Consider the following 26,162-nt stretch of genomic DNA (forward strand, 5'->3'; position numbering starts at 1 on the left):
TTTCGACGGGGGTTGGTCAGCCACTGAAGACGGTCGCCCAGTCGTTACGCATGCTGACCACGGACCAGCCATCCTTCGACGCTCGCTCGAGTGCCTTCTCTGCGCCTGCGGTGTAGTCGAATTCGCGCTCGGCGTCGTCGTGCAACACCAGCAGCCGCAACCCCCGGGTGAACTCCAGCATCTCGATGTCACCGTTGGAGTTGCCCGCGGCCAGGATCGGTCGCCGCCCGGTTCGCCCCCAGATGCGTACCGGCTTGACCGGTCCGTCGTCGAGGAACTCCGGACGGTTCGTGGTGCGCAGGTCGCCATCGGCGAAGTCGAGGCCGACCGAGCTTCCGATGACCCGTTCCGGCGGTATGCCGTACATCTGCGTGGTGACCGGGCGCATGAAGTCGCGACCGCCGCCTGAGGCGATGTAGTTGGTGAACCCGTTGGCCTCCAGGTAGCGAAGCAGTTCGATCATCGGTGCATACCCGCAGGTTGTGTACGGCCGCTTCAACGTCGGGTGTTCGGCCGTCGCGTAGAACCCCTTGACCCGCTCGGCATGTTCCTCGACGGTCAGGCCGGCGAAGGCCGAGAGTATGCCGCCGGCAAGGACTTTGAGTTCGGAGTCATCGCCGTTGTAATGCTTGGTGACCGCGTCCCCGAACCAGGCCAGGTCGCCGGCGGCGGCCGCTTTGTAGGGCTGGTTCTCGGCCAGTGCAGGGTCTGCCTTGGCCTGCTCGGCCATGCGGCGGACCAGGAAGTCGAGCTGGATGTAGGCCGGTTTCTCGCACCACAGCGTGCCGTCGTTGTCGAAGACCGCGACACGTTCTTCCGGGGCGATATCGTTGACTGCGCGGCCCACGAAGTCGACAATCGCCGACTTCGTGGGCCCGTCGCGCCAGCTGTCCAGGACGGCCAACTCAGCCGCCGACCCGTTCGAGGAAGTCATGGAGCTTCTCGACCGCATTGGTGATGGTGAACGATGCCGGTTCCCGCCGCGGCGGGAATTCCTTGAACGTCTCGAGGAACTGGGTGACGACCACATTGGCCATGAACGCGATGTAGTCGTGGTCGAAGAACCAGTCCCAGTAGGTGTTCGACGTGATGTCGGCGCGTTCGTACGGATCCGTGCGCAGGTTGAAGATCTTCGGTGCCCGCAGTGGTGTGAAAGGTTCGAACCAGATCTGCAACGTGCCCTGGCAGCGCTGCTCCATGAAGACGATCTTCCAGTTGTCGATGCGGACACCCAGTACATCGCAGTCGTCGGAGAAGTAGATCATGCCGCGGCGGGGGCTTTTGTCGACCTCGCCGGTCAGATACGGCAGCAGGTTGAAGCCGTCGATGTGCACCTTGAATTTCGTATCGCCGGCTTTGTGGCCCTTCTTGAGCTTCTCGACGATGTCGGGCTCGCCGGCCGCGGCCAGGAATGTCGGCAGCCAGTCGTGGTGCTGGATGATCTCGTTGGAGATTGCGCCCGCCGGGATCTTTCCTGGCCAGCGGATCATCTCCGGTACGCGGAAGGCGCCTTCCCAGTTGGTGTTCTTCTCACTGCGGAACGGGGTGGTCGCGCCGTCCGGCCACGTGTTGGCGTGCGGACCGTTGTCCGTTGAGTAGATGACGATGGTGTCCTCGGCCAGGCCCAGCTCGTCGAGGGCGTCCAGCAACTGACCCACATTGCGGTCGTGGTCGACCATGGTGTCGTGGTAAGGCGACTGCCACCGGCCCGCCTGACCCAGCGATTCCGGCTTGGTGTGAGTCCGGAAGTGCATGTGTGTGGTGTTCATCCACACGAAAAACGGTGTGTCGGCTTCCTTCTGGCGTTTGATGAAGTCGATGCACGCCTCGGTGGTCTCGTCGTCGATGGTCTCCATCCGCTTCTTGGTCAGCGGGCCGGTGTCCTCGATGCGCTGTTTTCCGACTGGGCCGAACCTTTCGTCCACCTCATCGGAGGACTCCTCGGTCGCCCAGGAGTGCACGACGCCGCGCGGCAACATGTTCGCCCGTAGCTGCGGTGCTTCTTCTGCGGTGGGGTAGTCCGGGTTCTCCGGCTCCTCCTCGGCGTTGAGGTGATACAGGTTGCCGAAGAACTCGTCGAAGCCGTGCGCGGTGGGCAGGTACTTGTTCAGGTCACCGAGATGGTTCTTGCCGAATTGGCCGGTCGCATAGCCCAGCGGCTTGAGCAGACTGGCGATCGTGGGGTCTTCCGGGGACATGCCGACATCGACACCCGGCATGCCGACCTTGGACAGCCCCGTGCGGTACACGCTCTGCCCGGTGATGAACGACGAACGCCCTGCCGTGCAGCTCTGTTCGCCGTACGAGTCGGTGAACAGCATGCCCTCTCTGGCGATGCGGTCGATGTTGGGTGTCTGATAGCCCATCAAACCCATGCTGTAGCAACTCAGATTCGAGATGCCTATGTCGTCGCCCCAGATTACGAGAATGTTCGGCTTGCCGTCGGGCATGTTTACTCCTCTTGTGTTGTGTTCTGCTGCAGGTGATTCGGCGTCAGTCCTTCGCTAGAAATGCGTGGAGCTTTTCCACGGCTTGATCGACACTGAAACTGGCGGGCGCATGTCGCGGTTTGAACTCCTTGAACGTCTCGAGGAACTTGGTCGCCATCGCGGTCGCGTAGAAGACGAAGTAGTCGTGGCGCAACAGCCATTCGTAATAGGTGTTGGAGGTGACGTCGGCGTATTCGAACGGGTCGGTGCGCAGGTTGAACAGTTTGGGCACACGCAGTGGTGTGAACGGCTCTGCCCAGATCCGCAACGTGCCCTGGCAGCGCTGTTCGGCGAAGACGATTTCCAGTTCTCGAAGCGCATGGCGACCAGATCGCCGTCGTCGGAGAAGTAGAAGAACCCACGACGCGGGCTCTCCTCAACCTCGCCCGTCAGGTAGGGCAGCAGGTTGTAGCCATCGATATGAACTTTGAAGTCCTTGTTTCCTGCCTTGTGGCCATTCTTCAGCTTCTCGCTGATGTCAGGTTCGCCCGCCGCCGCGAGCAGGGTGGGCAGCCAGTCGTGGTGCTGGATGATCTCGTTGGAGACCACGCCGGCGGGGATCTTGCCCGGCCAGCGAACCAACTCGGGCACCCGGAAGGCGCCCTCCCAGTTAGTGTCCTTCTCGCTGCGGAACGGGGTGGTGCCTGCGTCCGGCCACGTGTTGCGGTGTGGCCCGTTGTCGGTGGAGTAGATGACGATGGTGTCCTCGGCGATGCCCAGTTCGTCGAGGACATCGAGCACGGTGCCGACGTTGCGGTCATGATCAATCATCGTGTCGTGATAGCGCGACTGCCATAAACCGGCCTGGCCGGTGCTTTCCGGCTTGGTGTGGGTGTAGAGGTGCATGTGGGTGAAGTTGCACCAGACGAAGAAGGGATTGCCTGCCTCGTTCTGACGTCTGATGTAGTCGACGGTCGCATCGGCGACGTCGTCGTCGATGGTCTCCATCCGTTTGGAGGTCAGAGGCCCGGTGTCCTCGATCGTCTGCTTGCCGACCGGTCCGTACGTCGGGTCGTCGGGCTCGGTGGACACCTCGTCGGTGGCCTTGCATTTGAGCACGCCGCGCGGCTTGGCCAGTTTGTAGAGCCGGGGGTACCGATCCTCGTGCGGGTAGTCGAAACTCTCGGGCTCCTCCTCGGCGTTGAGGTGATACAGGTTCCCGAAGAACTCGTCGAAGCCGCGCACGGTTGGCAGGTACTTGTTGAGGTCACCAAAGTGGTTTTTGCCGAACTGACCGGTGGCGTAACCGAGTGGCTTGAGCAATTCGGCGATGGTCGGATCCTCTGCCGCCCAACCGATGTCCGCGCCGGGTATGCCTACCTTGCTCATGCCGGTGCGGTACACGCTTTGCCCACTGATGAACGCCGCGCGTCCGGCGGTGCAGCTTTGCTCGCCGTAGGAGTCGGTGAAGCGCATGCCTTCGTTCGCAAGGCGATCGATGTTCGGTGTGCGGTAGCCCATGAGCCCGTCGCTGTAACAACTCAGGTTGCTGATGCCGATGTCGTCCCCCCAGATGACCAAGATGTTGGGTTTGCCGTCCGGCATGTCGACTCCTTGCCTCCTATTTGGGCGTCAATTTCCTGAAGTCGACGGTATGTCGCCGCGTCGTCCGATGCGATGCCTTGGGGAAACTTTCACTCATTCGTCAGACGAGACTCAGTGTGAAGTTCATTAGGACTCACCGTTCTGCCCATCGCGTCGCTCACACGAGGCAATAATTCCCTCGCATGGATCCGAGTGAAGACGCATCGCAAGCAGCCACCACACGCGCCGCGGTTCTGGGCGCAACGCTGTCCCGCCGGACGGCGCTGAGTCGCCTAGGCCTCGCCGGTTTGGGCACAGTCGGAGCAACCACCATTCTGTCGGCATGCAACAACGACTCGGGAGAGTCGGGATCATCGGGCAACGGGACGCTGACGACAGACAACAAGCCGAAGGGCGCCACGGACGCCACCAAGGCAGCGAATCAGAAACTCGTCGACACGCTGCCATTCAACGACCGCAGCGACTTCGAGGATGCGAAGCGAGGTCTCATCGCCAAGCCCGACACGCTGACGATCAAAGACGCCGACGGCAACGTCGTGTGGGACCTGGAGGAGTACAAGAAGTACATCGCCGACGACAAGCCGGCACCGGACACCGTCAATCCCAGTCTGTGGCGCAATGCGCAGCTCAACATGCAGTACGGCTTGTTCGAGGTGGTGCCCGACCGGATCTATCAGGTGCGTGGGTACGACCTGTCGAATCTGACGCTGGTCCGCGGCGACACGGGGTGGATCATCATGGACACGATGGTCTCGCCCGGGACGGCGAGGGCCGCACTGGACTTGGCCAACCAAGAGCTCGGCCCCCGGCCCGTCCTCGCGGTGGTGCACAGTCACTCGCACACCGATCACTATGGAGGCGTTCGAGGGGTCGTCTCGCAGCAGGACGTCGACTCCGGCAAGGTCAAGATCATCGCGCCCGCGGGTTTCGTCGATCATGCGGTGAGCGAGAACGTGATCGCCGGCAATGCGATGTCGCGCCGCGCGGTTTACATGTTCGGCGCGCAACTGCCACGCAACGCCCAGGGCGGCGTGAATGCGGGTCTGGGGCAGACGATTTCGAACGGCATTCCCACCCTCATCATTCCGACTGATGTAATCAACACCACCGGTACCAAGATGACGGTCGACGGTGTGGATATGGAGTTCCAGATGACTCCGGGCACAGAGGCGCCGTCGGAGATGAACACTTTCTTCCCGCAGTTCAAGGCCATGTGGATGGCCGAGAACACGGTCAACACGATGCACAACCTGTTGACCCTGCGGGGTGCGCAGGTGCGTGATCCGCTGAAATGGTCGCAGTTCCTCGATGAGACGATTCGGCTGTATGGCCCAAACATCGAGGTCAAGTTCCAGAGCCACCACTGGCCAAAGTGGGGAAACGCCAACGTCATCGACTACTTCAAGCGTGTGCGTGACATGTACAAGTACATTCACGACCAGTCCGTGCGGTTGTTGAACCAGGGTTATGTGGGCTCCGAGATCGCCGAAGAGATCAAGATGCCGCCCGAGCTCGATCAGTACTGGCCCGACCGCGGCTACTACGGCACCGTGAAACACAACTCCCGGGCGGTCTATCAGCGTTACCTGGGATGGTATGACGGCAACCCGTCCGACCTCGACGATCTGCCTCCTGCCGATGCGGCGAAGAAGTACGTCGAATACATGGGCGGTGAGGAAGCGATCCTCGAGAAGGCGAAGAACGACTTCGACAATGGCAATTACCGCTGGACGGCGATGGTGCTCAAGCAGGTCGTCTTCGCCAATCCGGACAGTGTGCACGGCAAGAACCTGCTCGCCGACAGCTACGAGCAGATGGGGTACCAGGCCGAATCGGGACCCTGGCGATCGGTGTACCTGCAGGGTGCCTATGAGTTGCGCAATGGCGTGCCCGACGTGGCCGCGACGAACACCGCAAGCCCGGACACCATCAACGCGATGCCGCCGGAAATGATGTTCGACTACCTGGCGGTGCGGCTCAACGGCCCGAAGGCCGCGGGCAAGAACATAACCCTCAACGTCGATTTCACCGACCTGAACAAGCAGTATGGGCTGATCGTGGAAAACGGTGTGCTCAACTACGGGCCGCCGGGACCGAACGCCAATGCGAATCTCAAGCTCACCAAGCCGGTTATGAACGATATTCAGCTGGGCAAGTTGAAGCTCACCGACGGCATCGACCAGAACAAGGTGACGCTCGAGGGTAATCGCCAATCGGTCGAGGAGTTCATGGGTCTGCTGGACACGTTCCCGTTCTGGTTCAACATCGTGACGCCGTAGCCGCCATACGCTAGGGCATGGCCCTGGCCGTCTGCCTGCTTTTCGATCGTCGCTCCGAACGGGCGGTGCGCTCGCTGTGGGACCGGCTGGAAGACGTCGGCGTGCCGAGCCTGCGTTCACACACCCACGGCAAGCACCTGCCGCATGTGAGTTATGCGGTGCTGCGTCGCTGGGACGACGCCGCAGTCGCCGCTGCGCTCGCAGGTCTCGACGGTGAACCGGTCGAATTGCACTTCGACGGGGTAGGCGTGTTCCGGCGGGGCCGGGTGTGGCTCGTCGCAGGTGTCAGCGCGGACCTGGTGACGCGGCAGCAGCGGGTGGTCGAAGCCGTTGCGGCGAGCGGTGCCGATCTGCACAAGCACTATCGCCCGGGCAGTTGGCTGCCGCACTGCTCGCTTGCACCGCGCGCGACGTTGGCGCAGTTGCCGACCGTGGCGGCCACGGTGATGGACATCCTGCCGCTTCGCGCGCGGGTGGATCATGCGGCGCTGATCAACAGCGGCACAGGCGAAGTCACTGAGCTCGCGACGCTGCCCTGACGGTTTCGTCGACCGCGTCGACGTGCGCACGCACCAGTGCCGGAAACCGGCCGCGGTCCGGCCGGAAGATGTCGTGCGGGGAGTCGGGGAAGACATGCAGCCGGGCCGCCGGGAACAGACATCGGTAGCGGTCCCACGCGGCGTCGTCGATCAACGGGCTGGTGGGGCTTCGTACCACAAGCAGCGGCGGCTGCCACTGCGCCAGCGGTTCCCAGAATGACTGCGAGCGCGCGGCGCGGAACGTGGCGACGCCCGCGTCGCGGTCGAGACGCTCGTGCACGGGGGTTCCCCGCCAGCGACCGTCCAACAGTCGGACGAAGATGTGCTCGGCGAGCGTGATCTCCTCGGGGATGTAGTCGCCGATCGAGATCGACCGCACCCGGCCGCGATGCCCCAGCGCCCACCTCAGCGCATACGCGGTGCCGCGCGAGAACGTCACGAGGTGCACCGGACCGTCGGTGACGGTGTCGATCACCGCGCCGACATCGCTGCCGAGTGACGCTGAGTCATAACCAGTTTCGGGTGCGCCGCTACGCCCGTGCCCCCGCAGCTCCACGACCAACGTCCGTCGGCCGAACAGCCCCAGCACCTCAACGTAGTCCTCGGCGACATCGGTCATGCCCGGCACGAAGACGACCGGTGCACGTCGACTCTGCCCGCCGGAGTCGAGGTAGTGAAGGCGTACGCCGCCGTTGGTTGTGAAGCGCGATTCGACCATCGCACATCACCATGCCGAATCTCGTGCTGCACCGTGTGCGAAATGGGTGCGAAGCATCCGGCGAGGGAGCACCCTGGTAGTGGAGGGTGATGGCAATGTACGACAAGGTCATGGACAACATCTGGCACATCGACGTCGAGTTCGCTGAGGACGATACGCACACCCACGCGACGGTGCGGGCCACCCGCGACGACGGTGAAACGGTCACCGCGCTGGGCGACGCCTACCGCAACCCGAAGGATTCCGTGCAGCCACGGGTGGGTGAGGAGATCGCTGCGGCAAGAGGGCTGATCGCGCTCGGCGCGGAACTGTTGCAGCGCGCGTCCTCACGGATCGAGCAGACCACGCATCAGCCGGTCCACTTGTACCGCTGAGCTCAGCCCTCGGGCGGCGCCGTGGTGATGCTGACCGCCGGTTCCTTCGACGCGTTCTCCATCTGGCGGTACAGGTCGACGTAGTAGGGCAGGCACTCGGCCATCGCCTGCTCCGTGGTGAACAGCGGCCGGTAACCGAGGTCACGTTCGGCCTTCGCGATGGAGAAGTAGTTGTCGAGGTAAAGCCGTTCCACGCCAAGCGGTTCGATCATCGGCTTGGGCGCACCGAACTTGAAGTGCAGCCACTGCCACACCGTCATGACGAACCACACCAGCCGACCGGGCACGCGGAGCTTCGGGTACTTCTGTCCGCAGGCCTCCACCACCGGGCGGGAGAACTCGAACATGTTGATCGGTTCGCCGTCGTTGATGAAGTACGCCTGCCCAGGGGCCGTACCGCCGGGCACCAGATGCTGTGCAGCCAGGATGAAACCGTGAATCAGGTTGTGTACGTAGGAGTTGTCGAGCTTGACGTTCTTGCTGCCCACCAGCACCTTGACGTGCCCGGCGAGCACGCTCTCGAACACCTTGCGGAACATGGTCTGGTCGCCGCGGCCCCAGATGCCGCTCGGCCGGATCGAACACGTCAGCAGTCCGCCGGCGCCGTTCTGTGAAAGCACGAACTTCTCCGCGACCACCTTGGTCTCGGTGTAGAGATCGTTGAACCGCTCTGTGTAGGGCAGGGTTTCGTCGCCACCGGAGATGCGCCGCCCGCCCATGACGACGCTGTTCGAGGCGGTGTAGACGAAGCGCGGCACGCCGGCCGCCTGCGCCGCCCGCACGAGGTTCTCGGTCCCGGTGACGTTGATCGCGAAGCTGCGCTCGCGACTTTCCTGGCTCACCGCGCCGCCGCCCGTCAGGTCGATGATGGCCGCGGTGTGGAAGACGGTGTCGACACCGGCGACGGCGGCAGCCACCGTCTCGACGTCACAGATGTCGCCTTCGAGCACTTCGAGTCGCGGGTGCGCCGGTAGCGACGAGGGGGCGCGGTCGAAGGAGCGGACCTCATGTCCGCGCTCGAGCAGTTCGGTCACCAGATTGGCGCCGACGAATCCCGATCCGCCCGTCACAAGCACCCGATCCAATTCGGTGGTCAGCGTTGAGTCACCCATGGCGGGCAGCATAACTGAAACGTGTTACAGTTTCGACCCCTTGTCGCCAGGGTCGTTGCCGCGTCAACTTTCTTCAGGCTCCTTTGCGGCCAGCGCATCCTCGATCCGCTTGCGGGCCCCAGCTAAGTGCTCTTCACAACGTTTGGCGAGCTCCTCGCCCCGTTCCCAGAGCTTCAGCGATGCATCGAGATCCAAGCCGCCCTGCTCCAGTTGCTGAACCACCGCGACCAGTTCTTCTCGCGCTTCTTCGTAGCCGAGTTCACTAATGGGCTTCATTGAGTCGTCCCTTCCGGCCCGTCGCTGATCGCGGCAATCGCCCCGTCGGACACCCGCACCCGCAGCCGCGCACCCTTCGGGGCGTCGGCCGTCGTGCGCAGCACCGCCGCGTCCGGCATGGTCTGCACCACCGCGTAGCCCCGCGCCAGCGTCGCCGCCGGCCCCAGTGTGCTCAGGCGCGCCGACAGGTGTCCGATGCGGTCGGCCTCGGCGGCCACCAGGCGGGTGATATCGCGGCGGGCGGCGGTGCGTGCACGCTCGACCTCGTCGGCGCGTGCATTGATCGCGGCCATCGGCTGCGCCAGCACGGGTCTGCTGCGCAACTGGTCGATGGTGCGTTGTTCGCGGTGCACCCAGTTACGCAGCGCGCGCCCACCGCGTCGACACAGGTCGGTGATCAACGCCTGCTCGGCGGCGGCGTCGGGGACGATGCGCTTGGCGGCGTCGGTGGGGGTGGCCGCCCGCAGATCCGCGACCAGGTCACACAGCGGGTTGTCAGGTTCGTGACCGATCGCGCTGACCACCGGCGTGGTGCACTTGGCGATCTCGCGGCACAGTGTTTCGTCGTAGAACGGCAGCAGGTCCTCGACGCTGCCGCCACCGCGCGCGATCACGATGACGTCCACGTCGGGATCTGCGTCCAGTTCGCGTAACGCCTCGACGACCTGCGGCACGGTGTTGGGACCCTGCACCGCGGTGTTGCGGATCGCGAAATGCACTGCGGACCAACGGTCTCGAGCAACAGTGACCACGTCGCGCTCAGCGTGGCTGGCCCGGCCGGTGATCAGCCCGATAGTGCGCGGCAGGAAAGGCAGCGGCCGCTTCAGTCGCGGGTCGAACAGCCCTTCGGCGTCGAGCAACCGGCGCAGCCGCTCGATGCGGGCCAGCAGCTCGCCGAGGCCGACGGCGCGGATCTCGTCGATGCGCAGGCTGAAAGAGCCATTGCGGGTGTAGAACTGCGGCTTGCCGTGCATCAGCACCTGCGTGCCCTCGGTCAGCGGCACCGGCGCATTCGCGACCAGATCACGCGGACAGCTCACCGACAGCGACATGTCGGCGGCGGGATCGCGCAGCACCATCCAGGCGGTCGACTGGCGCAGTTTGAGTTCGGTCAGCTGGCCCTCGACCCACACGGTGCCGAGCCGGTCGATGTACTTTGCGACGCGCGTGGCCACAGCGCGCACCGGCCATGGGTTGTCCGGAGACTTGCCCGGCTCGGCTTCTGTCATCTTCGGCGCCCGCTGGGCGACGTCACCTGGCGGACGCGCGGGTGATTCTGTTCGCGAGCAGGGTCTGGAACGGTGCGCGGCCCTTGGTGGCCTCTTCGTAGGCCAGCAGCGCCTCGAGGTCGTTGACCCGCAGGGTGCCCAGTCGAGCCCGCAACTGCGCGAGCGTGAGCGATTCGTAGTCCAGTTCGGTGACGATCTCTGGGGTGTCGCCCGGGTCCGGTGACGCCGTGCGGGTTTCCCGGTCAGCCGTCGACGTCCCCGGTTCGCCGTTGCTGAACAGCGCGAAGCGGCCCTCGGTCAGGCGCTCACCGTCGGTGGTGGGCGTCGGTGCCGCGCCGTCGTCGAGGTCCTCGTCGAAGGTCGCCCACTCGGGCTGTTCATCCTTGGGCGGAAAGAGCGACTCCAGCGTCTCGTCACCCTTGATGACCAGGTCGGCGACGTCCTGCTGCATCTTCATCACGAGGTGCGCGAGCTGGCTGACGACGGTCATCGGGTACATCAGGATGGTCTGCGGGAGCTTACGGGTTTCCTCGATGGCGGTTACCGCCGCGCCAACCAGCAGACGGACCCCATAAGGTGCGGTTGCCATGGCCCTAGCCTACGGGCGGCCGCTCGGCTGGTCCGGGAGGGCCACCGAACGACTTTGTGCGTACCCTGGGTCTCATGCCGACGACGATCAACATGGGGATTCCGGGCGCCTCCAGCTCGGTCACCGGTGGTGTCTCCGGCAAGCGGGTGCTGCTGGCTGAGCCGCGTGGTTACTGCGCGGGAGTCGACCGCGCCGTCGAAACCGTCGAGCGCGCGCTGGAAAAGCACGGCGCCCCGGTTTACGTGCGTCACGAGATCGTGCACAACCGGCACGTCGTCGAGACGCTGGCCAAGGCGGGTGCGGTGTTCGTCGAGGAGACCGACGAGGTGCCCGAAGGCGCGATCGTGGTGTTCTCCGCCCACGGCGTCGCCCCGACGGTGCACCAGACCGCCAAAGAGCGCGACCTCAAGGTCATCGACGCGACCTGTCCGCTGGTCACCAAGGTGCACAACGAAGCCAAGCGGTTCGCCCGCGACGACTACGACATCCTGCTGATCGGCCACGAAGGCCATGAGGAGGTCGTCGGCACCGCCGGGGAGGCACCCGACCACGTGCAGCTCGTCGACGGGCCCGACTCCGTCGACAACGTCACCGTGCGCGACGAGAGCAAAGTCATCTGGCTGTCGCAGACCACGCTGAGCGTCGACGAGACCATGGAGACGGTGCGCCGACTCCGCGAGAAGTTCCCGACCCTGCAGGACCCGCCGAGCGACGACATCTGTTACGCCACGCAGAACCGCCAGGTGGCGGTCAAGGCGATGGCCCCGGAGTGTGAGCTCGTGATCGTGGTCGGATCGCGCAACTCGTCGAACTCGGTCCGGCTGGTCGAGGTCGCGCTGGGCGCCGGCTCCGACGCCGCCCACCTCGTCGACTACGCCGACGACATCGACCCCGCCTGGCTCGATGGGGTGACGACGGTTGGGGTCACCTCCGGCGCGTCGGTGCCGGAGATTCTGGTGCGCGGCGTGTTGGAGCGGTTGGGCGAGTACGGCTTCGACGTGGTGCAGCCGGTGACGACGGCCAACGAGACGCTGGTTTTCGCCTTGCCAAGGGAGATCCGCCCCGCCCGCGCGTAGCCGTCGAGCGACAGCGTCAGATGTCGTACTCCCAGGAGTCGGCCTCCCAGTCACGGGGCGTCCGGCGACGGGTCCGGTACTCCGCGCGGTCGTCGGTTTCTTCACCTCGGTAGCGCACCCGCGACACCGGGTGGTGTGTCCCATTGCCGTTGCTGCGGTGCGGCTCGCGAGGCTGGTAGTCGTCGAAGCGACGGCGACGTTCGGGGCGCTCCCCGGTTCGGTCGCGCCCGGTGCGCTCGTAGCCGACGCGGCGCTCCGATGGGGGAGGGCCGGGCTGCCGCGGGTTCGACGCGCGCGGTCTGCGGCGCGGCTCGGCCGATGACGGCGGTTCGGCGTGCCTGCCCGAGCGGGGACGCCGCGGGCGCTCGGCGACGGGCTCGATGACTTCGGTCTCGGGCGGGCGGACGTGGCGCGGTCGTGGCGTCGAAGTCCTGCTGGTTGGCCGACCGCTGCGATTCGACGCCGTTCTGCCGGTGCGGGTGGGCCGGCTCACACTCTCGGCGCGCTTACGGCGGGGCGGAGCAACCTCCTCGGCGTCATCGTGCGATGGGCGCGCCAGCAGTGCCGAGACCTTCGCCACCCCTTTGTTCATCAACGCCGTCGCCAACTCCGCCACGCGACCAGGCTTCGACTCGCTGCGGTCGTCGGCGGCTTGTGGAGATGTGCGGCGGGTCGCCATGCCGACGTACCAGCGGACCATGCCGACCAGCAGCACGGCCGCCGAAGTGAAGAACATCAGCGGGAAGCGTTCGATCAGCGGGTAGCCGCAGTTGATCGCCAGATCCTTGACGCCGGTGAACTGTCCGCCGGTGAACAGGAAGTAGGCCCCCGGCACGCTGACGAACAGAATCAGCGGCGGCTGGATGACCGCGGTGAACACCGCTTCCTGCCGGACGGCCAGCACGGCCGCGAGGCAGCCGAGGAGGTAGCACGCGGCGAAGACCGAGCTGAGTTCTTTGCCGCCCGAGCCGGCGTCGAACGCGAATCCGATCGCGGTTGCCGTGATCGCGACCAGCACAGCACCCCACCCGGGCACACCGGGGAAGTTGGGGTGCGCGGACCGATGGTCGGCGACGACCGCCGACCGTGCGCGCTGTGCTGACACAGGTAGACCGTACCGGCTATCGCTACATGTGGCGGTCAGCGCGGTTCGGGCGCGCCCGTCACAGTCTCCTAGACTCTGGACCCTGTGAGCTTGAACCTGGGAATCGTCGGCCTGCCGAACGTCGGAAAATCGACGCTCTTCAACGCGTTGACGCGAAACGACGTGCTGGCCGCCAACTACCCGTTCGCCACGATCGAGCCGAACGAGGGAGTCGTCCCGCTGCCCGATCCGCGATTGGCCGAGCTGGCCAGAATTTTCGGGTCGGAAAAGATCGTTCATGCGCCGGTCACCTTCGTTGATATCGCCGGAATCGTCAAGGGCGCATCCGAAGGCGCCGGGTTGGGCAACAAGTTTCTGGCCAACATCCGCGAGAGTGACGCGATCTGCCAAGTGGTGCGGGTGTTCAGTGACGACGACGTGGCGCACGTCGACGGCCGCATCGACCCGAAGTCCGACATCGAGGTGATCGAGACCGAACTGATCCTCGCCGACCTGCAGACGCTGGAGAGGGCGTTGCCGCGGTTGGAGAAGGAAGCCAGGACGCACAAGGAGCGCAGGCCGGCGCACGAGGCCGCCGCGGCGGCGCAGGAAATCCTCAACGGCGGGACGACGTTGTTCGCGGCGGGCGTGGACACTGCGCCGTTGCGGGAACTGAATCTGCTGACGACCAAGCCGTTTCTGTATGTGTTCAACGCCGACGAGGCGGTGTTGACTGACGACGCGCGAAAGTCGGAATTGCGCGAGATGGTGGCGCCGGCCGACGCGGTGTTCCTCGACGCGAAGATCGAAGCCGAGCTGCAGGAGCTCGACGACGAGTCGGCCGCGGAGCTGCTCGAGTCGATCGGCCAGACCGAGCATGGCCTGGATGCGTTGGCGCGGGCGGGTTTTCACACTCTGAAGCTGCAGACGTTCTTGACCGCGGGACCGAAAGAGTCGCGTGCGTGGACGATTCACCAAGGCGACACCGCGCCGAAGGCGGCCGGAGTGATCCACACCGACTTCGAGAAGGGTTTCATCAAGGCCGAGATCGTCTCCTACGACGACCTGGTCGAGGCCGGGTCGATGGCCGCGGCGAAGGCGGCGGGCAAGGTTCGGATGGAGGGCAAGGACTACGTCATGGCCGACGGCGATGTGGTCGAGTTCCGCTTCAACGTGTAGTTGCTCTCATGTGTAGCTGCGTTGCCACTGGCGTCCCGCTGTTCGCATGGGTCGCAGCCGAGGACGTTAACGGGTGGATTGCCCTGCGTATTTGCGGGTGATCAACCTCTTAAGCGTTGAGTTACGTCCGGGTCATCAACCATCGCCCACCGTCGTGGTGTTTATCGGCGACGCAATCCGGTCGAGTTCCGCTTCAACGTGTAAGCGTCCGGCGGCGGCTACTCGTCATCGGCGATGCTCTTCATCGCCTTCCAACCGTGCGTGACGCCGCCACCGGCGCGCAAGGCGGCGGCAACCATGACTGCTTCGGCGACATCGGCCTTGGAAGCGCCGGCCTTGACGGCGCGCTTGGCGTGGTCCTCGATGCAGAACGGGCACTGAGTGGTAACTGCGACACCGACTGCGATCAGCTCCCTGGTGGCCAGATCAAGGTTGCCGGTGTTCTTGTTGAACACGGCTTTGTCGAATCCGAAGAACGCCGAGACCATCTCCGGTGCGGCGGCCTTGATGTCGGCCATGAATTTTGCTTCGTCGTTGTGAGAGTGCATTGCTGATCCTTTGCTTGTTCGTTGGTGCTGCCTCAGGCGCGGCGGCGCAGGATGAGGCAGCGCTTTCTGGTCGTGCCACGGTCTACGGACGCCGGTGGGTAGACCCAGGGGCAGTCCGCGGTCCTCTGATCAGGTGCGGACCTCCCTGATTTCGTTGCGTCCGGGCGCGATTGCAGCAGATTCCTCGGTGTTCACGCGCCCGCTGAGGGTGAGCAGTGCCAGGACCGCCGCCGCGATCAGGATCCCCGTGCCTACCTCCAGCGCGGTGCCGCCTGGCATGACGACGCAATGGCAGGTACCGGTGATAACTATATACCCCCGGGGGGTATTCCAACCCGACAGCCGGATGTGGACAGCTTGGCGTCAGGCGTCGCATGCCGGTTCGACATGAGGCGAAGGTGCCCCGTCACCAGCAGAGATGGCTCGATATGTGTGATACCTCACGTCGTGTGGCAAGTCGGTACCAAGTCGAATTCCGCTTCAATGTGTAGAGGCTAAGCCGCTGGTCGTAGCTCCGCCGTTCTCGGGATAATTCAGACCTACACCGCTACAGTTCTGCCATGCCGATTCCGGCAGTGGATCCCACCAGCGATGGCACCGGCCTGATCAAGGGCGTCGTTTGCAAGATCGCAGGTTCACCGAGCGGCCAGTGGTATCTGCGGCACATCTCCCCTCGAGTTGACCCAACCCTGATGCGTCGCACGCGCGGTCGCGTCAGTTCCATAGGGACATGGCCGCGATTCCTTCTGCTGACCCATGCCGGCGCGAAATCGGGAATCGAGCGAGTCACGCCCCTGATCTATTTCACCGACGGCGACCGCGTGATTCTGATCGCATCGAACTACGGCGGTACCCGGCATCCGGCGTGGTATCACAACGTCAAAGCCAATCCCGTTGTGACGCTATGGGGGGGCGGATTCGAAGGGCAGTTTGTGGGCCAGGAAGTTACGGCCGCCGAGTATGACCGCCTATGGGCGTTGGCCAAACAGTGGAATCCCGGCTACAACACGTACGACGCGTCCTCCGGGGATCGAAAGATTCCATTGTTGGCGTTCACATCAACCAACCAGACCATCGGATAGGCGCCGGGGTGGTGGAATTCCGCTTCAACGTGTAGCTCTCGCGCGTTGCCTATCCCGACGGCAGAGTGCGCGTCGCCTGCTTGGCGACCCCGGGCACCGTTCTTGCCAGATCCGGCCGGCTTTTGGCGAATCCGCGGAGCGCGCTATAGGACGACCAGATCTGGCGTGGGGAAGGGACTTTCGGGATCCATGCCAGTTCCCAGTGGATGCCGTTGATGGGATCGTCGAAGAACACCGCGTAGTAGCCGGGCCAGTATTGCGGATAGTCCTCCGGTTCGTCGGTGACCGAGATGTCCCGCCCGATCAGGAATTCGCGATGGAAGCAGTCGACTTCACTTCTGCTGCGCGCCCACAGCGCGATGTGGTTGATGCCGACCGCCTGGTCGCTGTGCGTCAACTTGTTTCCGGTGCCGGCTGGCTGGATGCCGATGTAGCTGTGCGGGTTGACGTACCGCGTCATGTAATACGTCGACTGGTACTCCATGTTCAGCGAAGAGAAACTGCTGTATCCGAGCCAGCCGAACAGCGCGTCGTAGAACGCGATGGAGTCGTCGTAGTTCAGAACAGCGAACTCGACGTGACTCACACCGCGCCACCGCATCCGATCTCCCTCCATCATCAGTTACTACGCACGGTAGTACTAAAGGCTGGCGCGGGGAGCCCTAGGGTATCCGAGGGGTGTCATGCAATCGCGCTAGGATTCTGTACATGTCTACGCTGCCGCTGGCGGAGGTCCGTGCGAACCTCTCCAAGTTGATCGAGCAGGCGGTCCGTACCCACGAGCGGATCGAGGTCACCCGGCAAGGCCGCAGGGCGGCGGTGATCCTCAGTGCAGAAGACTTTGACTCGATCATGGAAACCCTGGCGATTCTCAGCGACCAGCAGCTGCTTCGCGAGTTGCGCGACGCCGAGGCAGAAGCCGACAACGGTGAGACGTATTCGCTTGACGAGGTGACAGAGGAGATGCGCGCCGCCGGGCGGCTGCCGCGGTGACCTACCGCATCGAGCTGACAAGGGCGGCGAAGAACGCGTTGACCCACGTCCTTCCCGAAGCGGTGGCCGTCGCATGTTGGGAATTCATCCGCGGGCCGCTGGCGGAAAGTCCGCGCCGAGTCGGAAAGCCGCTTCGTGGTCAGTTGGAAGGTCGGTACTCCGCGCGGCGCGGCGAATTCCGGGTGATCTACCAGATTTTCGAAGACCGAATCGTCGTGCGGGTCATTCACATCGCGCACCGTCGCGACGTCTATCGGTGATTGGCTTGGCAGGCTCCAAGCGATGGTTTGAGTAGATTCGGGGCATGACTGAGGACTGGCGCGTAGCCCGGGTCGAGGAGATCCGGTCGTTGATCAAGGAAGCCGAACCCGACGTCGTCGAGGAGATCAAGTGGCGTAAACCATCGAACCCCGATGGCGTGCCGGCGTTCTCCCTGGACGGTCTCATCTGCACGCTCGAGATGTACAAGGGCAAGGTGAAGGTGAATTTCGCGAAGGGTTCGTCCATCAACGACTCGGACAACCTGTTCAACGCGAGTCTGCAGGCGCCGGTCGGGCGCTCCATCGACCTACGCGAAGACGACGAATTGGATCCGGGCGCGTTCAAGAAGTTGATCAACGAGGCGGTCGAGGTCAACCGCACCAATCGAGCGTCGAAGCGCCGTAAGTGAGGGTGCCATGGCTCGTACGGATGTCGCGTCGCGAGTGGTCAAGGCCCCACTGACCCGCGTCTTCGAAGCGCTTGTCGACCCCGAAGCGCTCGCCGAGTGGTTGCCGCCGGCCGGCATGATGGGTCGGTTCGATCACCTCGACGCCCGCCCGGGCGGCTCCTATCGGAAGATCCTGACCTACACCGACCCGCCCGCCGCCGGCGGCTCGGATGTCGTCGAGGGTCGCTTCCTGGAAATCGCGCCCGACGACCGCGTCGTGCAAGCAGTCGACTTCGCTTCGGATGACGCGGCTTTCGGCGGGACCATGACGATGACGTGGACAGTGACACGGGTGGACGGCGGCACCAGGGTCGAGCTGCGCGCCGACGACGTGCCGCCGGGGATTTCGGCGACTGACCACGAAGCGGGAATGAACTCATCGCTGGACAAGCTGGCCGCCTACCTCGCCAGGCGTCAGGCCGTCTTTCGCCCGGACGGGCATAGGGCAGAATCGCGCAAGTGACGCAGCCGCCGCAACGCCCAGGGCCGCCTGACTGGCGAGGCCGCGGTGCACCACCGCCCAACCCGGGCCAGCGACCGCCATCGCCGCCGAGACGGCCGGCTCCGCCGAGGCAGCCGCCGAATCAGCCGCCCGAGCCGCCGACCGATCGGTTCGGGCCACCGTCGCCACCGCCGAACGTGGGGCCGGCTCAGCGATATCCGAAGCCTCCCTCACCTGCCGATGTGCGACCGACCGAGCAGCTCTTCCGGCACGAGTCGCCCCCACCGCCTCCACCGCCGGACTTCGGGCCGACGCCCGGCACTGACGAAAAACCGCGTCGCGCAAGGAGCTTGAACAAAACGTCGATCATCCTGATTGTCGTCATCGTGATCGCCCTGCTGGCGGGCGGACTTGCCGGCACCGAGCTGTACGCCCGGCACCGCGCCGACACCATCCTGACCGACGTCGCCGAATGCGTCACCGAGGACGGCGTCACGATCTCGTTCGGTGTGAACCCGCCGTTTCTGTGGCAGCACATCACCGGGCACTACACCAACATCTCGGTCACCACCGAGGGGAACCGCGTGCAGAGCGCCGACGGCATGACCGCCGAGGTGGTGCTCGCCGACGTCCGCCTGCAGGACTCGGGAGACTCCAAAGGCACCATCGGAAGACTCGACGCGACGTTGAGCTGGAAGTCGGCGGGCATCAAGGACACCGTCGCCGCGAACCTGCCGGGAGTAGGCAACCTGATCACCGGCGTGCGCACCGACGCCGCGGCGGGCACGGTGATTCTGGAAGCCGGCGACAACAGCGTCACCGCCAAGCCCGTCGTCAGCGACGGCGACCTGAACCTGGAGGTCCTCGACGTCACCGGTCCGCTGCCCAAGGACGCGGTGCAGACGGCGCTCAACGAGCTGACCAAGAAGCTCAACGACAACTACCCGCTCGGGATCCACGCCGACGGCGTCGAGGTGACCGACTCCGGCGTCGTCGGGAAGTTTTCCAGCGACGACGCCTCGATCCCCGAAGAGGACGCCAACCCCTGCTTCGCGCGCCTTTAGCGGTGATCCCTCAGATAGCGCGCGAGCACGGCGATCGCGGTGATCACCACGGCTACCCCGACAACACCCGCCAGCACGGTCGACGCGATAACACCGGCGTCGACGGGGCGGCCCATGAGCACGGCGCGACGCCAGTAGACCGCGCCGATCAGCACCGCTTTGACGACGATGACGATCGAGGCGACTCGCAGGGCGGTGGACAGCGACACCTCATCGAGCGTAGGCAGCTCGGCGGTCCCCGTCGATCAGTCCAGGTCCACGGCGATCTCGGCGCTGAGCTGATAGCCGGGGGCCAGCGGCAGCGTGTCGCCGCTCCAGAACGAGCCCGGGTCGAACCAGTTGTAGTGCTTTTCCGTACTCAGCAACCCCATCTCCTCGTAGGTGATGGCGACGGTCTCGGCGCAATACGCGGTCTCGAGCCCCACTTGAAGCTTTTGTTGCTTTCTACGTAGAGTCGCATCGCGAACCCTGCTGTGCACGAAGGGGATTCCGCGGGTGAGGTCCGCGACGGCCAACCGGCCGCGGAACCACCGGCCGGTCAAGCGCGCCGTGCTCGGAAACGGCGTGCCGTCCATCCGCGCGACCACCTTCAGTGCGCGGTCCTCCTGCTCCCGGCTGGCGATCGGTGTGAGCTGCCGCAGCCAGCAGCGCTGATGGTAGTTGTTGATCCACCGCTCCACGACCTGGCGGGCGTCGTTGAGTTGCACCCCGCGTTGGTTGCGGCCGGTCCACATGTCGGTCAGCTTGTCGCCCAACTCGGCATGCCAGATCAGCGGCGGCAGATCCTCGATCGCGAGCGTCATCCCGACGTGGTTGACCGGGCTGTTGGTCAGCGACTGGATGGCCCGATCCGGCCCGGACCGCCCCCGAAAAAGCCAGAGGTCCCCGGTCCTGGTCGCGTCGAGGGCCCGCTCGAGTGACACCGCGGCTGGTTTCACCCCCGCAGCTTAGGCAGACTGGCCGCTATGCGCGGCATATGGAAGTGGGTCGGGCTGGCGAGCGTCGCCGGCGTGGTGGCGGGCGGAGTGCTGGTCGCCCGCGACCAACGACGCCGCAATTCGTACACGCCCGAAGACATCCGGGCACGGCTGCACCAGCGGGCGGCCGAGGCCGGCAACGCCGAAGGCTAGGCCTCCACGGCATAGAGCCGGTACGACCCGCTGAAGCCCTTGAGTTCGGCGTCGCGACCGTCGTCGAACGTGACGTCCTCGACCTCGGCGAGGGCGTCGCGCACCACCTCGCTGACCAACACCTCGCCGCCGCTGGCTTCACCCGCAACCCGGGCCGCCATCGCGACGTTTCGGCCGAACAGATCGTCGCCACGACGCACGGACTTACCCATGTGGATTCCCATCCGGACCCGAATACCGTTGGGCTGTCTGCGAAGTGACCGTTGCACGTCCATGCTGCACCGCACCGCCTGCTCCGGTTGCGCAAACGCCACCATGAACCCGTCGCCCTGGCTCTTCACCACATAACCCGAGTGCTTGTCCACGTGGCGTCGCACCATCTTGTCGTGCCGACCGAGCAGCCTCACCCAGGCCCGGTCACCGATGCGTTCGTTGAGCGCGGTCGACTCCTCGATGTCGGAGAACAGGATCACCATCTTGCCGCTCGGGGCCAGACGGGCCAGATCCGGCCGTTCGACCTCCGCCCAGTCCGCAAGGTCCTCGATCGAGGACCGCACTGCAGCGCCGAAGCCGTCCTTGCGCAGGATATTGGCGGTCTGCCACACCTGCTTGACCGCCTCGCGGCCCCCGGTGAGCAGCATGTTCTTGGTGTCGACGCGACGACGAGCGTCGTCGAGTTCCTCGCGTTGGCGGGTGTAGCGGATCCACAGCACAGCCAGCGCAACGGCCTCCGCGGCCGCCACGAACCCGAGTATGTAAGCCGCGATCTGCGCTCCGGTCACCGCTCAAGTATTGGATGCTGAAGCGGTGACGCTTGCGGAACCCCCGTATTACGAGAGTCGCTACATCCGCGCCAACCACCCGGACCTGCCGCAGGCGCTGTGGCTGCGGGAAACGCTGCTGCTGCCGAGCGCCGGCGAGCCGGTCGCCGACGTGTGGGTGATGACCTTCGATCCCGACGGCGCCGGCAACCGGGCGCTCAAGGAGCCTTATCCGATCGACTCGGCCGAATTCGACTACGACAACTGGACCGCCCGCATCGCCGCCACCGTCCTCGACGACCGGTCGGCGCAGGGCGTCGTCACCGGCGGCCCGAGCTTGATCGCCGGCTCGGCCGGCGGGCGCTCGGCACGGTGGGACCTGCGCATCACTGCAGGCGACGAGCATCCGGTCAAGCTGCTCACCGAACGCGCCTACGCGGCCCGGTTACCGACCGCGAAGCCCACCGTGCGACATCCCCTGGCCCGGTTCGACGGGCTGCTCGAACTCGACGACGTCCGTCTCGTGGTCGACGGCTGGTCCGGCAGCGTCAACCACAACTGGGGCAGCCGGCATACACCGGCCTACGCATACGGGCAGGTCTGCGGGTTCGACGACGCGCCGGAGACGACCCTCGAAATCGTCACGGCGAGAGCTGCTCTCGGTCCGTTGCTGTTGCCCGGTGTCACGCTGTTCGTGTTCCGCCACGCCGGACGCGAGTTCGCGGTGCGCACGATTCGTGGCAGCCTGCACACGCACGGGCGCTACCGGCCGTTCGCGTGGACGTTCGGCGGCCGGATCGACGACCAGATGATCGAGGGTGAGATCGTCACCGAGCCGGCCGGTGTCATCGGGCTGACCTACACCGACACCGACGGCATGACGAAGTACTGCTACAACTCGGCGATCGCCACATGCCGGATACAACTGGCGGGCAAGACTTTCGAGCGTGCCGAACTGACGGCCACCCGCCGCACGATGTTCGAGATCCTCACCGACACCCGCCACGAATCGGTGCCACTGCTGGCCTGAACACCAGCCGACGATCACCGGCTGACGAACTGCACCACGACTTCGGAGAACGCGTCATTGTCGTCACCGGCGGCGGTGTGGCCGGCCGCGGAAAGTTCGGCGAACTCCGCGTGCGGCACCTTCTCGAGGAAGTCCTTCACGCCGTCGCTGCTGACCACGTCGGACAACTTCCCGCGGATCAGTAGAACCGGGATGGTCAAGCCCATCACCGCCTGCTCCAGCTTTTCCTCGCGGACGAACCGGTTGTCTGCCGGTGCGGTGAGAAATGCCGGATCCCAGTGCCAGAACCACCGACCGTCGCGGAACCGCAGATTCTTCTTCAACCCCTCGGGGTTGCGCGACCGCTTCCGGTGTGGCAGATACGCAGCAACCGCTTCGGCCGCCTCGTCGAGGGATTCGAAACCGTTCACGCCGCTGGACATGAATTCGCGGATGCGGGCGCTGCCGTCCTTCTCGTACCGCGGCACCACGTCCACGAGCACCAGCTGGGTCACCCTGTCCGGACCGGCCGCGGCGGCCACCAGCATGCCGGTCATCCCGCCCATGCTGGCCCCGATCAGGGCGACCGGACGGCCGATCTGCTCCACCACCTGCAGCGTGTCCGAGCACAGGGCGTCGACCGTGTAGTTCGCATCCGGCGCACGGTCGCTGTCGCCGTGTCCTCGGCTGTCCAGCGCCACCACGTGCAGACCACGATCGGCCAGGATCTGTCCGGTCTGCTTCCACGAGTGCCGGTTCTGCCCGCCGCCGTGCAGGAGCAGCACTGAGGAACGCTCCGATTCCACACCGCGGTTCCACTCGTCGGCCACCAGGGTGATGTCGTCGCTTCCGCGGAACTTCACGGTCTGCGGTTCGCTACCAGTCGCGTTCACGGACGTCCTCTCCGGCTCACCCCGGTGGCTCACGTTACCCAGCCGGCAAAATCGGCAGTTCCCCGGCGTCATTGATGAGAGCGTCAATATACTTTGCTCCGTGCAGCCCGACCTTGTCGCCGACGACCGTGAATGCATCATCGAGGCTGCCTACACCTGCCTTTCGCAGCCGCATGCCGGCCCCGTTCCCGTCGCCGCGATCTTGCAGCGCGCGGGGGTGTCGACGCGGGCCTTCTACCGTCACTTCGAATCGAAAGACGAGTTGTTCCTGGCGATGCTGCGGCGGGAGACCGACGCATTGTCGCGACGGCTCGACGGCGTCGCCGAAGACGAGTCGGGCACACCCGACGAACAGCTCGCGGCGTGGATCGAGGGCATGTTCAAACTGATCCACGATGACGAGACCCGGATGCACTTCACCGTGATCGATTCCGACGAGGTCCGCGCCGCGAAGGGCTACCGCGAGACGCGGGAGAAGGCACACGCCGATCGCGAGCGATCACTGGCGGAGATCCTGCGCCGTGGCCGCGACGACGGCTCGTTCCCGCTCGCCGACCCCGAGCAGGATGCGGTGGCGATCAACGCGATCATCAGCCGGGTGATGATCACCCAAACCCACGATGACCACGACGGTTTGCGCCGGGCCAAGGCCGCCGTCCTGGACTTCGCGCTGCGCGCCCTGGGCGCCAAGGAGCCCGTCGCCGGCAGGCGATGAGTTCCGGCCGCCGCGGCAGTCTTCACTGCATGCCCTCCATCACGCCCTCCCTCTGGTTCGACGACAACCTCGAAGAAGCCGCTGCGTTCTACACCTCGATCTTCCCGAACTCATCGGTGGAGAAGCTCAACCGCTACACCGAAGCTGGACCGGGCACGCCCGGAGAAGTTGTGTCGGCCAGCTTCGTGCTGGACGGCAACCGCTTCGTCGGAATCAACGGCGGCCCGCAGTTCGCCTTCACCGAAGCGGTCTCGTTCCTTGTTCGCTGCGTCGACCAGAAGGAGGTCGACTACTACTGGAACCGGCTCGTCGACGGCGGCGAAGAGTCGCAGTGCGGGTGGCTGAAGGACCGCTTCGGGTTGAGTTGGCAGATCGTGCCCGACCGGCTCTACGAGTTGCTCGACGATCCGGATCCCGCCCGGGCCACCGCCGCGACCAAGGCGATGCTCGGCATGCGCAAAATCGTCATCGCCGAATTGGAAGCAGCCGTGCGCGGAAGTTAGCCAGTCGCTTCCTTAGTGGGGAACCTCACCTATCCGGCGTCCCCTGTTGCCCGGCCGCAAAATACTGATATACGGTTCCCGGGCGTCCGCCCCTGTGTACCCTTGCGCCACAGCCATCACGGGCGCGTGTTGTTGGTGTCAGGGAAGGTCGGCGGGCTATGGCGGTGCAGATGGCGATGCACAGCACGCGGGTGAGAGCCGACTGATGGTCGCTGTCAACGCAATTGCCAAGCCGGTCCGCGCCTTCGGCGGGTTCTACTCGATGGCGCTCGACACCTTCGTGTGGATGTTCAAGCCCCCCTTCGCGTGGCGCGAGTTCATCTCCCAGGCATGGTTTGTCGCTCGGGTGTCGATCCTTCCGACCCTGATGCTGACGATTCCGTACACGGTCCTGCTGACCTTCACATTCAACATTCTGTTGGTCGAGTTCGGTGCCGCGGATTTCTCCGGCACCGGTGCCGCGCTCGGGACCGTGCGCCAGATCGGGCCGATCGTGACCGTCCTGGTCGTTGCCGGCGCCGGCGCCACCGCCATGTGCGCCGACCTCGGCGCGCGGACCATCCGCGAAGAACTCGACGCGCTGCGGGTGATGGGCGTGAATCCCATTCAAGCCCTTGTCGTTCCGCGCGTACTGGCCGCAACCTTGGTGTCGTTGGCGCTGTCCGCGACGGTGATCCTCGTCGGACTGGCCGGCGCGTACTTCTTCACCGTCTACATCCAGAACGTCTCACCGGGTGCGTTCGCGTCCGGTCTCACTCTGATCATCGGGACCACCGACGTCGTCATCGCGTTGCTCAAGGCCGCGTTGTTCGGGCTGTCCGCCGGCATGATCGCTTGCTACAAAGGCATTTCCGTCGGCGGCGGCCCGGCGGGTGTCGGCAACGCGGTCAACGAGACCGTGGTCTTCACGTTCATGGCGCTGTTCGCGATAAACATCGTCGCGACGGCCGTCGCGGTGAAGGTGACGATGTGACTGTATCGAGGCCGCATTCCCAGTTCCCCTGGCTGAAAAGCCGGTTCCGCAGCGTCGCCGACCCCTGGAACCGAATCGGGATGCAAACCAAGTTCTTCGGTCGCACCCTGAGCTCGATCCGGTACACGATCGTGCACTACCAGGTCGAGTTGATCCGGATCATCGCTCAAATGGGCCTCGGGGCGGGCGCACTCATCATCATCGGCGGCACGGTGGCGATCATCGGCTTCCTCACCGTGACGACGGGCGCGCTGGTGGCGGTGCAGGGCTACACCGACTTCTCGGAGATCGGTGTCGAGGCGCTGACCGGTTTCGCGTCGGCGTTCTTCAACGTGCGCCTCATCGCGCCGGCCACCACCGCGGTGGCGTTGTCCGCGACCATCGGAGCCGGCGCCACCGCCCAACTCGGTGCGATGCGCATCAACGAGGAGATCGATGCGCTCGAGGTGATGGGCATCCGCAGCGTCGCCTATCTCGCCTCCACGCGGGTGGTAGCCGGATTTCTCGTGGTGATCCCGCTGTACTGCGTCGGCGTGATCGCCGCGTTCTGGGCGGCGCGGTTCGGCACCACCGTGCTCTACGGTCAGTCGACGGGGGTTTACGACCACTACTTCAGGACGTTTCTCAATCCCACCGACCTGCTGTGGTCGTTCGGCCAAACCATCGCGCTGTCAGTGGTGATCATGCTCGTGCACACCTACTACGGCTACACCGCACGGGGCGGGCCGGCGGGTGTCGGCGAAGCGGTCGGGCGTGCGGTGCGCACCTCGCTGATCGTCTCCGCAGTCGTGCTCGTGATGCTCTCGCTCGCGGTCTACGGCCAATCCGGCAACTTCAACCTGGCTGGCTGA

At 65.0% G+C, this 26,162-nt stretch carries 32 protein-coding genes and 1 pseudogene; 17 read left to right on the plus strand and 16 right to left on the minus strand.

The window, feature by feature from the left end:
• Positions 1 to 16 precede the first annotated feature (16 nt).
• From G6N18_RS21955 to G6N18_RS21965, 3 genes and pseudogenes are all read right to left on the minus strand, one after another.
• A complete protein-coding gene (locus G6N18_RS21955; protein ID WP_083001706.1) occupies positions 17 to 934 on the minus strand; it encodes an HAD family hydrolase in 918 nt (305 codons plus the stop codon).
• The gene (locus tag G6N18_RS21960; RefSeq protein WP_083001708.1) at positions 906 to 2,450 is read right to left on the minus strand and encodes an arylsulfatase; all 1,545 of its coding nucleotides are present in this window, start codon (positions 2,448 to 2,450) and stop codon (positions 906 to 908) included. The genes G6N18_RS21955 and G6N18_RS21960 overlap by 29 nt, the downstream gene beginning before the upstream one ends.
• A 43-nt stretch (positions 2,451 to 2,493) precedes the next feature.
• Positions 2,494 to 4,034 (minus strand): annotated as a pseudogene (locus G6N18_RS21965) (arylsulfatase).
• A gap of 182 nt (positions 4,035 to 4,216) precedes the next feature.
• Here G6N18_RS21965 and G6N18_RS21970 point away from each other — a divergent pair.
• Both G6N18_RS21970 and G6N18_RS21975 read left to right on the plus strand, forming a co-directional pair.
• Positions 4,217 to 6,313, plus strand: coding sequence for an alkyl/aryl-sulfatase (locus G6N18_RS21970; protein WP_082949334.1), 2,097 nt, complete (start codon positions 4,217 to 4,219; stop codon positions 6,311 to 6,313).
• A 17-nt stretch (positions 6,314 to 6,330) separates the two neighbouring features.
• Complete coding sequence (locus tag G6N18_RS21975; RefSeq protein WP_067221506.1) at positions 6,331 to 6,852, plus strand: 2'-5' RNA ligase family protein; 522 nt, start codon at positions 6,331 to 6,333, stop codon at positions 6,850 to 6,852.
• Here the strand turns inward: G6N18_RS21975 and G6N18_RS21980 are convergent.
• Complete coding sequence (locus G6N18_RS21980) at positions 6,827 to 7,570, minus strand: alpha/beta fold hydrolase (RefSeq protein WP_067221510.1); 744 nt, start codon at positions 7,568 to 7,570, stop codon at positions 6,827 to 6,829. The two genes, G6N18_RS21975 and G6N18_RS21980, sit on opposite strands and share 26 nt — an antisense overlap.
• A 95-nt stretch (positions 7,571 to 7,665) precedes the next feature.
• Between G6N18_RS21980 and G6N18_RS21985 the strand changes: the two genes are divergently transcribed.
• Positions 7,666 to 7,944 (plus strand): DUF1876 domain-containing protein, encoded by a 279-nt coding sequence (locus G6N18_RS21985; protein WP_067221513.1) that lies wholly within the window; start codon positions 7,666 to 7,668, stop codon positions 7,942 to 7,944.
• Between the two features lie 2 nt (positions 7,945 to 7,946).
• Here G6N18_RS21985 and G6N18_RS21990 read toward each other — a convergent pair whose 3' ends face one another.
• The 4 genes from G6N18_RS21990 to G6N18_RS22005 all read right to left on the minus strand — a co-directional run bounded on the left by G6N18_RS21990 (position 7,947) and on the right by G6N18_RS22005 (position 11,150).
• Positions 7,947 to 9,056, minus strand: coding sequence for a 3-beta-hydroxysteroid dehydrogenase (locus tag G6N18_RS21990; protein ID WP_067221942.1), 1,110 nt, complete (start codon positions 9,054 to 9,056; stop codon positions 7,947 to 7,949).
• Positions 9,057 to 9,119: 63 nt separating this feature from the next.
• Positions 9,120 to 9,332, minus strand: coding sequence for an exodeoxyribonuclease VII small subunit (locus tag G6N18_RS21995; protein WP_082683845.1), 213 nt, complete (start codon positions 9,330 to 9,332; stop codon positions 9,120 to 9,122).
• A complete protein-coding gene (gene xseA, locus G6N18_RS22000; RefSeq protein ID WP_067221516.1) occupies positions 9,329 to 10,561 on the minus strand; it encodes an exodeoxyribonuclease VII large subunit in 1,233 nt (410 codons plus the stop codon). The genes G6N18_RS21995 and xseA overlap by 4 nt, the downstream gene beginning before the upstream one ends.
• 22 nt (positions 10,562 to 10,583) lie before the next feature.
• On the minus strand, positions 10,584 to 11,150 hold the full coding sequence (locus G6N18_RS22005) for a lipid droplet-associated protein (protein ID WP_067221519.1): 567 nt from the start codon (positions 11,148 to 11,150) through the stop codon (positions 10,584 to 10,586).
• 74 nt (positions 11,151 to 11,224) lie between these two features.
• On the opposite strand from G6N18_RS22005, the gene G6N18_RS22010 reads away from it, so the two are divergent.
• The gene (locus G6N18_RS22010; RefSeq protein WP_083001711.1) at positions 11,225 to 12,226 is read left to right on the plus strand and encodes a 4-hydroxy-3-methylbut-2-enyl diphosphate reductase; all 1,002 of its coding nucleotides are present in this window, start codon (positions 11,225 to 11,227) and stop codon (positions 12,224 to 12,226) included.
• 16 nt (positions 12,227 to 12,242) lie between these two features.
• On the opposite strand, the gene G6N18_RS22015 is transcribed toward G6N18_RS22010, so the two are convergent.
• On the minus strand, positions 12,243 to 13,331 hold the full coding sequence (locus G6N18_RS22015; RefSeq protein WP_083001713.1) for a DUF6542 domain-containing protein: 1,089 nt from the start codon (positions 13,329 to 13,331) through the stop codon (positions 12,243 to 12,245).
• 84 nt (positions 13,332 to 13,415) lie between these two features.
• Between G6N18_RS22015 and ychF the strand changes: the two genes are divergently transcribed.
• Positions 13,416 to 14,489, plus strand: a complete 1,074-nt coding sequence (gene ychF / locus G6N18_RS22020) for a redox-regulated ATPase YchF (RefSeq protein WP_083001715.1) — start codon at positions 13,416 to 13,418, stop codon at positions 14,487 to 14,489.
• A 218-nt stretch (positions 14,490 to 14,707) separates the two neighbouring features.
• On the opposite strand, the gene G6N18_RS22025 is transcribed toward ychF, so the two are convergent.
• Positions 14,708 to 15,037, minus strand: a complete 330-nt coding sequence (locus G6N18_RS22025) for a carboxymuconolactone decarboxylase family protein (protein WP_067221531.1) — start codon at positions 15,035 to 15,037, stop codon at positions 14,708 to 14,710.
• 129 nt (positions 15,038 to 15,166) lie between these two features.
• A complete protein-coding gene (locus G6N18_RS22030) occupies positions 15,167 to 15,316 on the minus strand; it encodes a hypothetical protein (protein ID WP_163689974.1) in 150 nt (49 codons plus the stop codon).
• 281 nt (positions 15,317 to 15,597) lie between these two features.
• On the opposite strand from G6N18_RS22030, the gene G6N18_RS22035 reads away from it, so the two are divergent.
• Positions 15,598 to 16,119: a nitroreductase family deazaflavin-dependent oxidoreductase gene (locus tag G6N18_RS22035; RefSeq protein ID WP_067221534.1), complete on the plus strand. Its 522-nt coding sequence runs from the start codon at positions 15,598 to 15,600 to the stop codon at positions 16,117 to 16,119.
• 49 nt (positions 16,120 to 16,168) lie between these two features.
• On the opposite strand, the gene G6N18_RS22040 is transcribed toward G6N18_RS22035, so the two are convergent.
• Positions 16,169 to 16,720 (minus strand): VOC family protein, encoded by a 552-nt coding sequence (locus tag G6N18_RS22040; protein WP_067221537.1) that lies wholly within the window; start codon positions 16,718 to 16,720, stop codon positions 16,169 to 16,171.
• A gap of 107 nt (positions 16,721 to 16,827) precedes the next feature.
• On the opposite strand from G6N18_RS22040, the gene G6N18_RS22045 reads away from it, so the two are divergent.
• From G6N18_RS22045 to G6N18_RS22065, 5 genes are all read left to right on the plus strand, one after another.
• Positions 16,828 to 17,112 carry a type II toxin-antitoxin system Phd/YefM family antitoxin gene (locus G6N18_RS22045; RefSeq protein WP_082949335.1) on the plus strand — a complete coding sequence of 95 codons (285 nt, stop codon included), beginning with the start codon at positions 16,828 to 16,830 and terminating at the stop codon, positions 17,110 to 17,112.
• Positions 17,109 to 17,372, plus strand: a complete 264-nt coding sequence (locus G6N18_RS22050) for a type II toxin-antitoxin system RelE family toxin (RefSeq protein ID WP_067221539.1) — start codon at positions 17,109 to 17,111, stop codon at positions 17,370 to 17,372. The genes G6N18_RS22045 and G6N18_RS22050 overlap by 4 nt, the downstream gene beginning before the upstream one ends.
• Positions 17,373 to 17,416: 44 nt before the next feature.
• A complete protein-coding gene (locus G6N18_RS22055; RefSeq protein WP_083001717.1) occupies positions 17,417 to 17,782 on the plus strand; it encodes a DUF1801 domain-containing protein in 366 nt (121 codons plus the stop codon).
• A 7-nt stretch (positions 17,783 to 17,789) separates the two neighbouring features.
• Positions 17,790 to 18,284: an SRPBCC family protein gene (locus G6N18_RS22060; protein ID WP_083001719.1), complete on the plus strand. Its 495-nt coding sequence runs from the start codon at positions 17,790 to 17,792 to the stop codon at positions 18,282 to 18,284.
• 329 nt (positions 18,285 to 18,613) lie between these two features.
• On the plus strand, positions 18,614 to 19,327 hold the full coding sequence (locus G6N18_RS22065) for an LmeA family phospholipid-binding protein (RefSeq protein WP_276060550.1): 714 nt from the start codon (positions 18,614 to 18,616) through the stop codon (positions 19,325 to 19,327).
• On the opposite strand, the gene G6N18_RS22070 is transcribed toward G6N18_RS22065, so the two are convergent.
• Both G6N18_RS22070 and G6N18_RS22075 read right to left on the minus strand, forming a co-directional pair.
• Positions 19,324 to 19,536 (minus strand): hypothetical protein, encoded by a 213-nt coding sequence (locus tag G6N18_RS22070; RefSeq protein WP_067221553.1) that lies wholly within the window; start codon positions 19,534 to 19,536, stop codon positions 19,324 to 19,326. The two genes, G6N18_RS22065 and G6N18_RS22070, sit on opposite strands and share 4 nt — an antisense overlap.
• A 36-nt stretch (positions 19,537 to 19,572) precedes the next feature.
• The gene (locus G6N18_RS22075; protein WP_067221947.1) at positions 19,573 to 20,250 is read right to left on the minus strand and encodes a guanylate cyclase; all 678 of its coding nucleotides are present in this window, start codon (positions 20,248 to 20,250) and stop codon (positions 19,573 to 19,575) included.
• 42 nt (positions 20,251 to 20,292) lie between these two features.
• On the opposite strand from G6N18_RS22075, the gene G6N18_RS24295 reads away from it, so the two are divergent.
• Positions 20,293 to 20,457 carry a hypothetical protein gene (locus G6N18_RS24295; RefSeq protein WP_109749439.1) on the plus strand — a complete coding sequence of 55 codons (165 nt, stop codon included), beginning with the start codon at positions 20,293 to 20,295 and terminating at the stop codon, positions 20,455 to 20,457.
• On the opposite strand, the gene G6N18_RS22080 is transcribed toward G6N18_RS24295, so the two are convergent.
• Positions 20,454 to 21,239: an adenylate/guanylate cyclase domain-containing protein gene (locus G6N18_RS22080; RefSeq protein ID WP_067221558.1), complete on the minus strand. Its 786-nt coding sequence runs from the start codon at positions 21,237 to 21,239 to the stop codon at positions 20,454 to 20,456. The two genes, G6N18_RS24295 and G6N18_RS22080, sit on opposite strands and share 4 nt — an antisense overlap.
• A 25-nt stretch (positions 21,240 to 21,264) precedes the next feature.
• Here G6N18_RS22080 and G6N18_RS22085 point away from each other — a divergent pair, with 25 nt between their 5' ends.
• A complete protein-coding gene (locus G6N18_RS22085) occupies positions 21,265 to 22,248 on the plus strand; it encodes a hypothetical protein (RefSeq protein WP_179962335.1) in 984 nt (327 codons plus the stop codon).
• Positions 22,249 to 22,262: 14 nt separating this feature from the next.
• On the opposite strand, the gene G6N18_RS22090 is transcribed toward G6N18_RS22085, so the two are convergent.
• Entirely contained in the window at positions 22,263 to 23,120 is an 858-nt protein-coding gene (locus G6N18_RS22090; protein WP_067221562.1) for an alpha/beta fold hydrolase, read from the minus strand.
• 100 nt (positions 23,121 to 23,220) lie between these two features.
• On the opposite strand from G6N18_RS22090, the gene G6N18_RS22095 reads away from it, so the two are divergent.
• The 4 genes from G6N18_RS22095 (at position 23,221) to G6N18_RS22110 (ending at position 26,162) form a co-directional block, all read left to right on the plus strand.
• Positions 23,221 to 23,835, plus strand: coding sequence for a TetR/AcrR family transcriptional regulator (locus G6N18_RS22095; protein WP_234783665.1), 615 nt, complete (start codon positions 23,221 to 23,223; stop codon positions 23,833 to 23,835).
• A 29-nt stretch (positions 23,836 to 23,864) separates the two neighbouring features.
• Positions 23,865 to 24,338 carry a VOC family protein gene (locus tag G6N18_RS22100; protein WP_083001724.1) on the plus strand — a complete coding sequence of 158 codons (474 nt, stop codon included), beginning with the start codon at positions 23,865 to 23,867 and terminating at the stop codon, positions 24,336 to 24,338.
• Between the two features lie 205 nt (positions 24,339 to 24,543).
• A complete protein-coding gene (locus tag G6N18_RS22105; protein WP_067221567.1) occupies positions 24,544 to 25,311 on the plus strand; it encodes an MlaE family ABC transporter permease in 768 nt (255 codons plus the stop codon).
• Positions 25,308 to 26,162: an ABC transporter permease gene (locus G6N18_RS22110; RefSeq protein ID WP_067221570.1), complete on the plus strand. Its 855-nt coding sequence runs from the start codon at positions 25,308 to 25,310 to the stop codon at positions 26,160 to 26,162. The genes G6N18_RS22105 and G6N18_RS22110 overlap by 4 nt, the downstream gene beginning before the upstream one ends.

The organism is Mycolicibacterium celeriflavum (assembly GCF_010731795.1).
GTDB lineage: Bacteria > Actinomycetota > Actinomycetes > Mycobacteriales > Mycobacteriaceae > Mycobacterium > Mycobacterium celeriflavum.

Excerpts from the sequence above, each read along its gene's own strand:
- G6N18_RS21955 (WP_083001706.1), bottom strand. The coding sequence starts at position 934 with ATGACTTCCTCGAACGGGTCGGCGGCTGAGTTGGCCGTCCTGGACAGC.
- G6N18_RS21960 (WP_083001708.1), bottom strand. The coding sequence starts at position 2,450 with ATGCCCGACGGCAAGCCGAACATTCTCGTAATCTGGGGCGACGACATA.
- G6N18_RS21970 (WP_082949334.1), top strand. The coding sequence starts at position 4,217 with ATGGATCCGAGTGAAGACGCATCGCAAGCAGCCACCACACGCGCCGCG.
- G6N18_RS21975 (WP_067221506.1), top strand. The coding sequence starts at position 6,331 with ATGGCCCTGGCCGTCTGCCTGCTTTTCGATCGTCGCTCCGAACGGGCG.
- G6N18_RS21980 (WP_067221510.1), bottom strand. The coding sequence starts at position 7,570 with ATGGTCGAATCGCGCTTCACAACCAACGGCGGCGTACGCCTTCACTAC.
- G6N18_RS21985 (WP_067221513.1), top strand. The coding sequence starts at position 7,666 with ATGTACGACAAGGTCATGGACAACATCTGGCACATCGACGTCGAGTTC.
- G6N18_RS21990 (WP_067221942.1), bottom strand. The coding sequence starts at position 9,056 with ATGGGTGACTCAACGCTGACCACCGAATTGGATCGGGTGCTTGTGACG.
- G6N18_RS21995 (WP_082683845.1), bottom strand. The coding sequence starts at position 9,332 with ATGAAGCCCATTAGTGAACTCGGCTACGAAGAAGCGCGAGAAGAACTG.
- xseA (WP_067221516.1), bottom strand. The coding sequence starts at position 10,561 with ATGACAGAAGCCGAGCCGGGCAAGTCTCCGGACAACCCATGGCCGGTG.
- G6N18_RS22005 (WP_067221519.1), bottom strand. The coding sequence starts at position 11,150 with ATGGCAACCGCACCTTATGGGGTCCGTCTGCTGGTTGGCGCGGCGGTA.
- G6N18_RS22010 (WP_083001711.1), top strand. The coding sequence starts at position 11,225 with ATGCCGACGACGATCAACATGGGGATTCCGGGCGCCTCCAGCTCGGTC.
- G6N18_RS22025 (WP_067221531.1), bottom strand. The coding sequence starts at position 15,037 with ATGCACTCTCACAACGACGAAGCAAAATTCATGGCCGACATCAAGGCC.
- G6N18_RS22030 (WP_163689974.1), bottom strand. The coding sequence starts at position 15,316 with ATGCCAGGCGGCACCGCGCTGGAGGTAGGCACGGGGATCCTGATCGCG.
- G6N18_RS22035 (WP_067221534.1), top strand. The coding sequence starts at position 15,598 with ATGCCGATTCCGGCAGTGGATCCCACCAGCGATGGCACCGGCCTGATC.
- G6N18_RS22040 (WP_067221537.1), bottom strand. The coding sequence starts at position 16,720 with ATGCGGTGGCGCGGTGTGAGTCACGTCGAGTTCGCTGTTCTGAACTAC.
- G6N18_RS22045 (WP_082949335.1), top strand. The coding sequence starts at position 16,828 with ATGTCTACGCTGCCGCTGGCGGAGGTCCGTGCGAACCTCTCCAAGTTG.
- G6N18_RS22055 (WP_083001717.1), top strand. The coding sequence starts at position 17,417 with ATGACTGAGGACTGGCGCGTAGCCCGGGTCGAGGAGATCCGGTCGTTG.
- G6N18_RS22060 (WP_083001719.1), top strand. The coding sequence starts at position 17,790 with ATGGCTCGTACGGATGTCGCGTCGCGAGTGGTCAAGGCCCCACTGACC.
- G6N18_RS24295 (WP_109749439.1), top strand. The coding sequence starts at position 20,293 with ATGCGCGGCATATGGAAGTGGGTCGGGCTGGCGAGCGTCGCCGGCGTG.
- G6N18_RS22100 (WP_083001724.1), top strand. The coding sequence starts at position 23,865 with ATGCCCTCCATCACGCCCTCCCTCTGGTTCGACGACAACCTCGAAGAA.
- G6N18_RS22105 (WP_067221567.1), top strand. The coding sequence starts at position 24,544 with ATGGTCGCTGTCAACGCAATTGCCAAGCCGGTCCGCGCCTTCGGCGGG.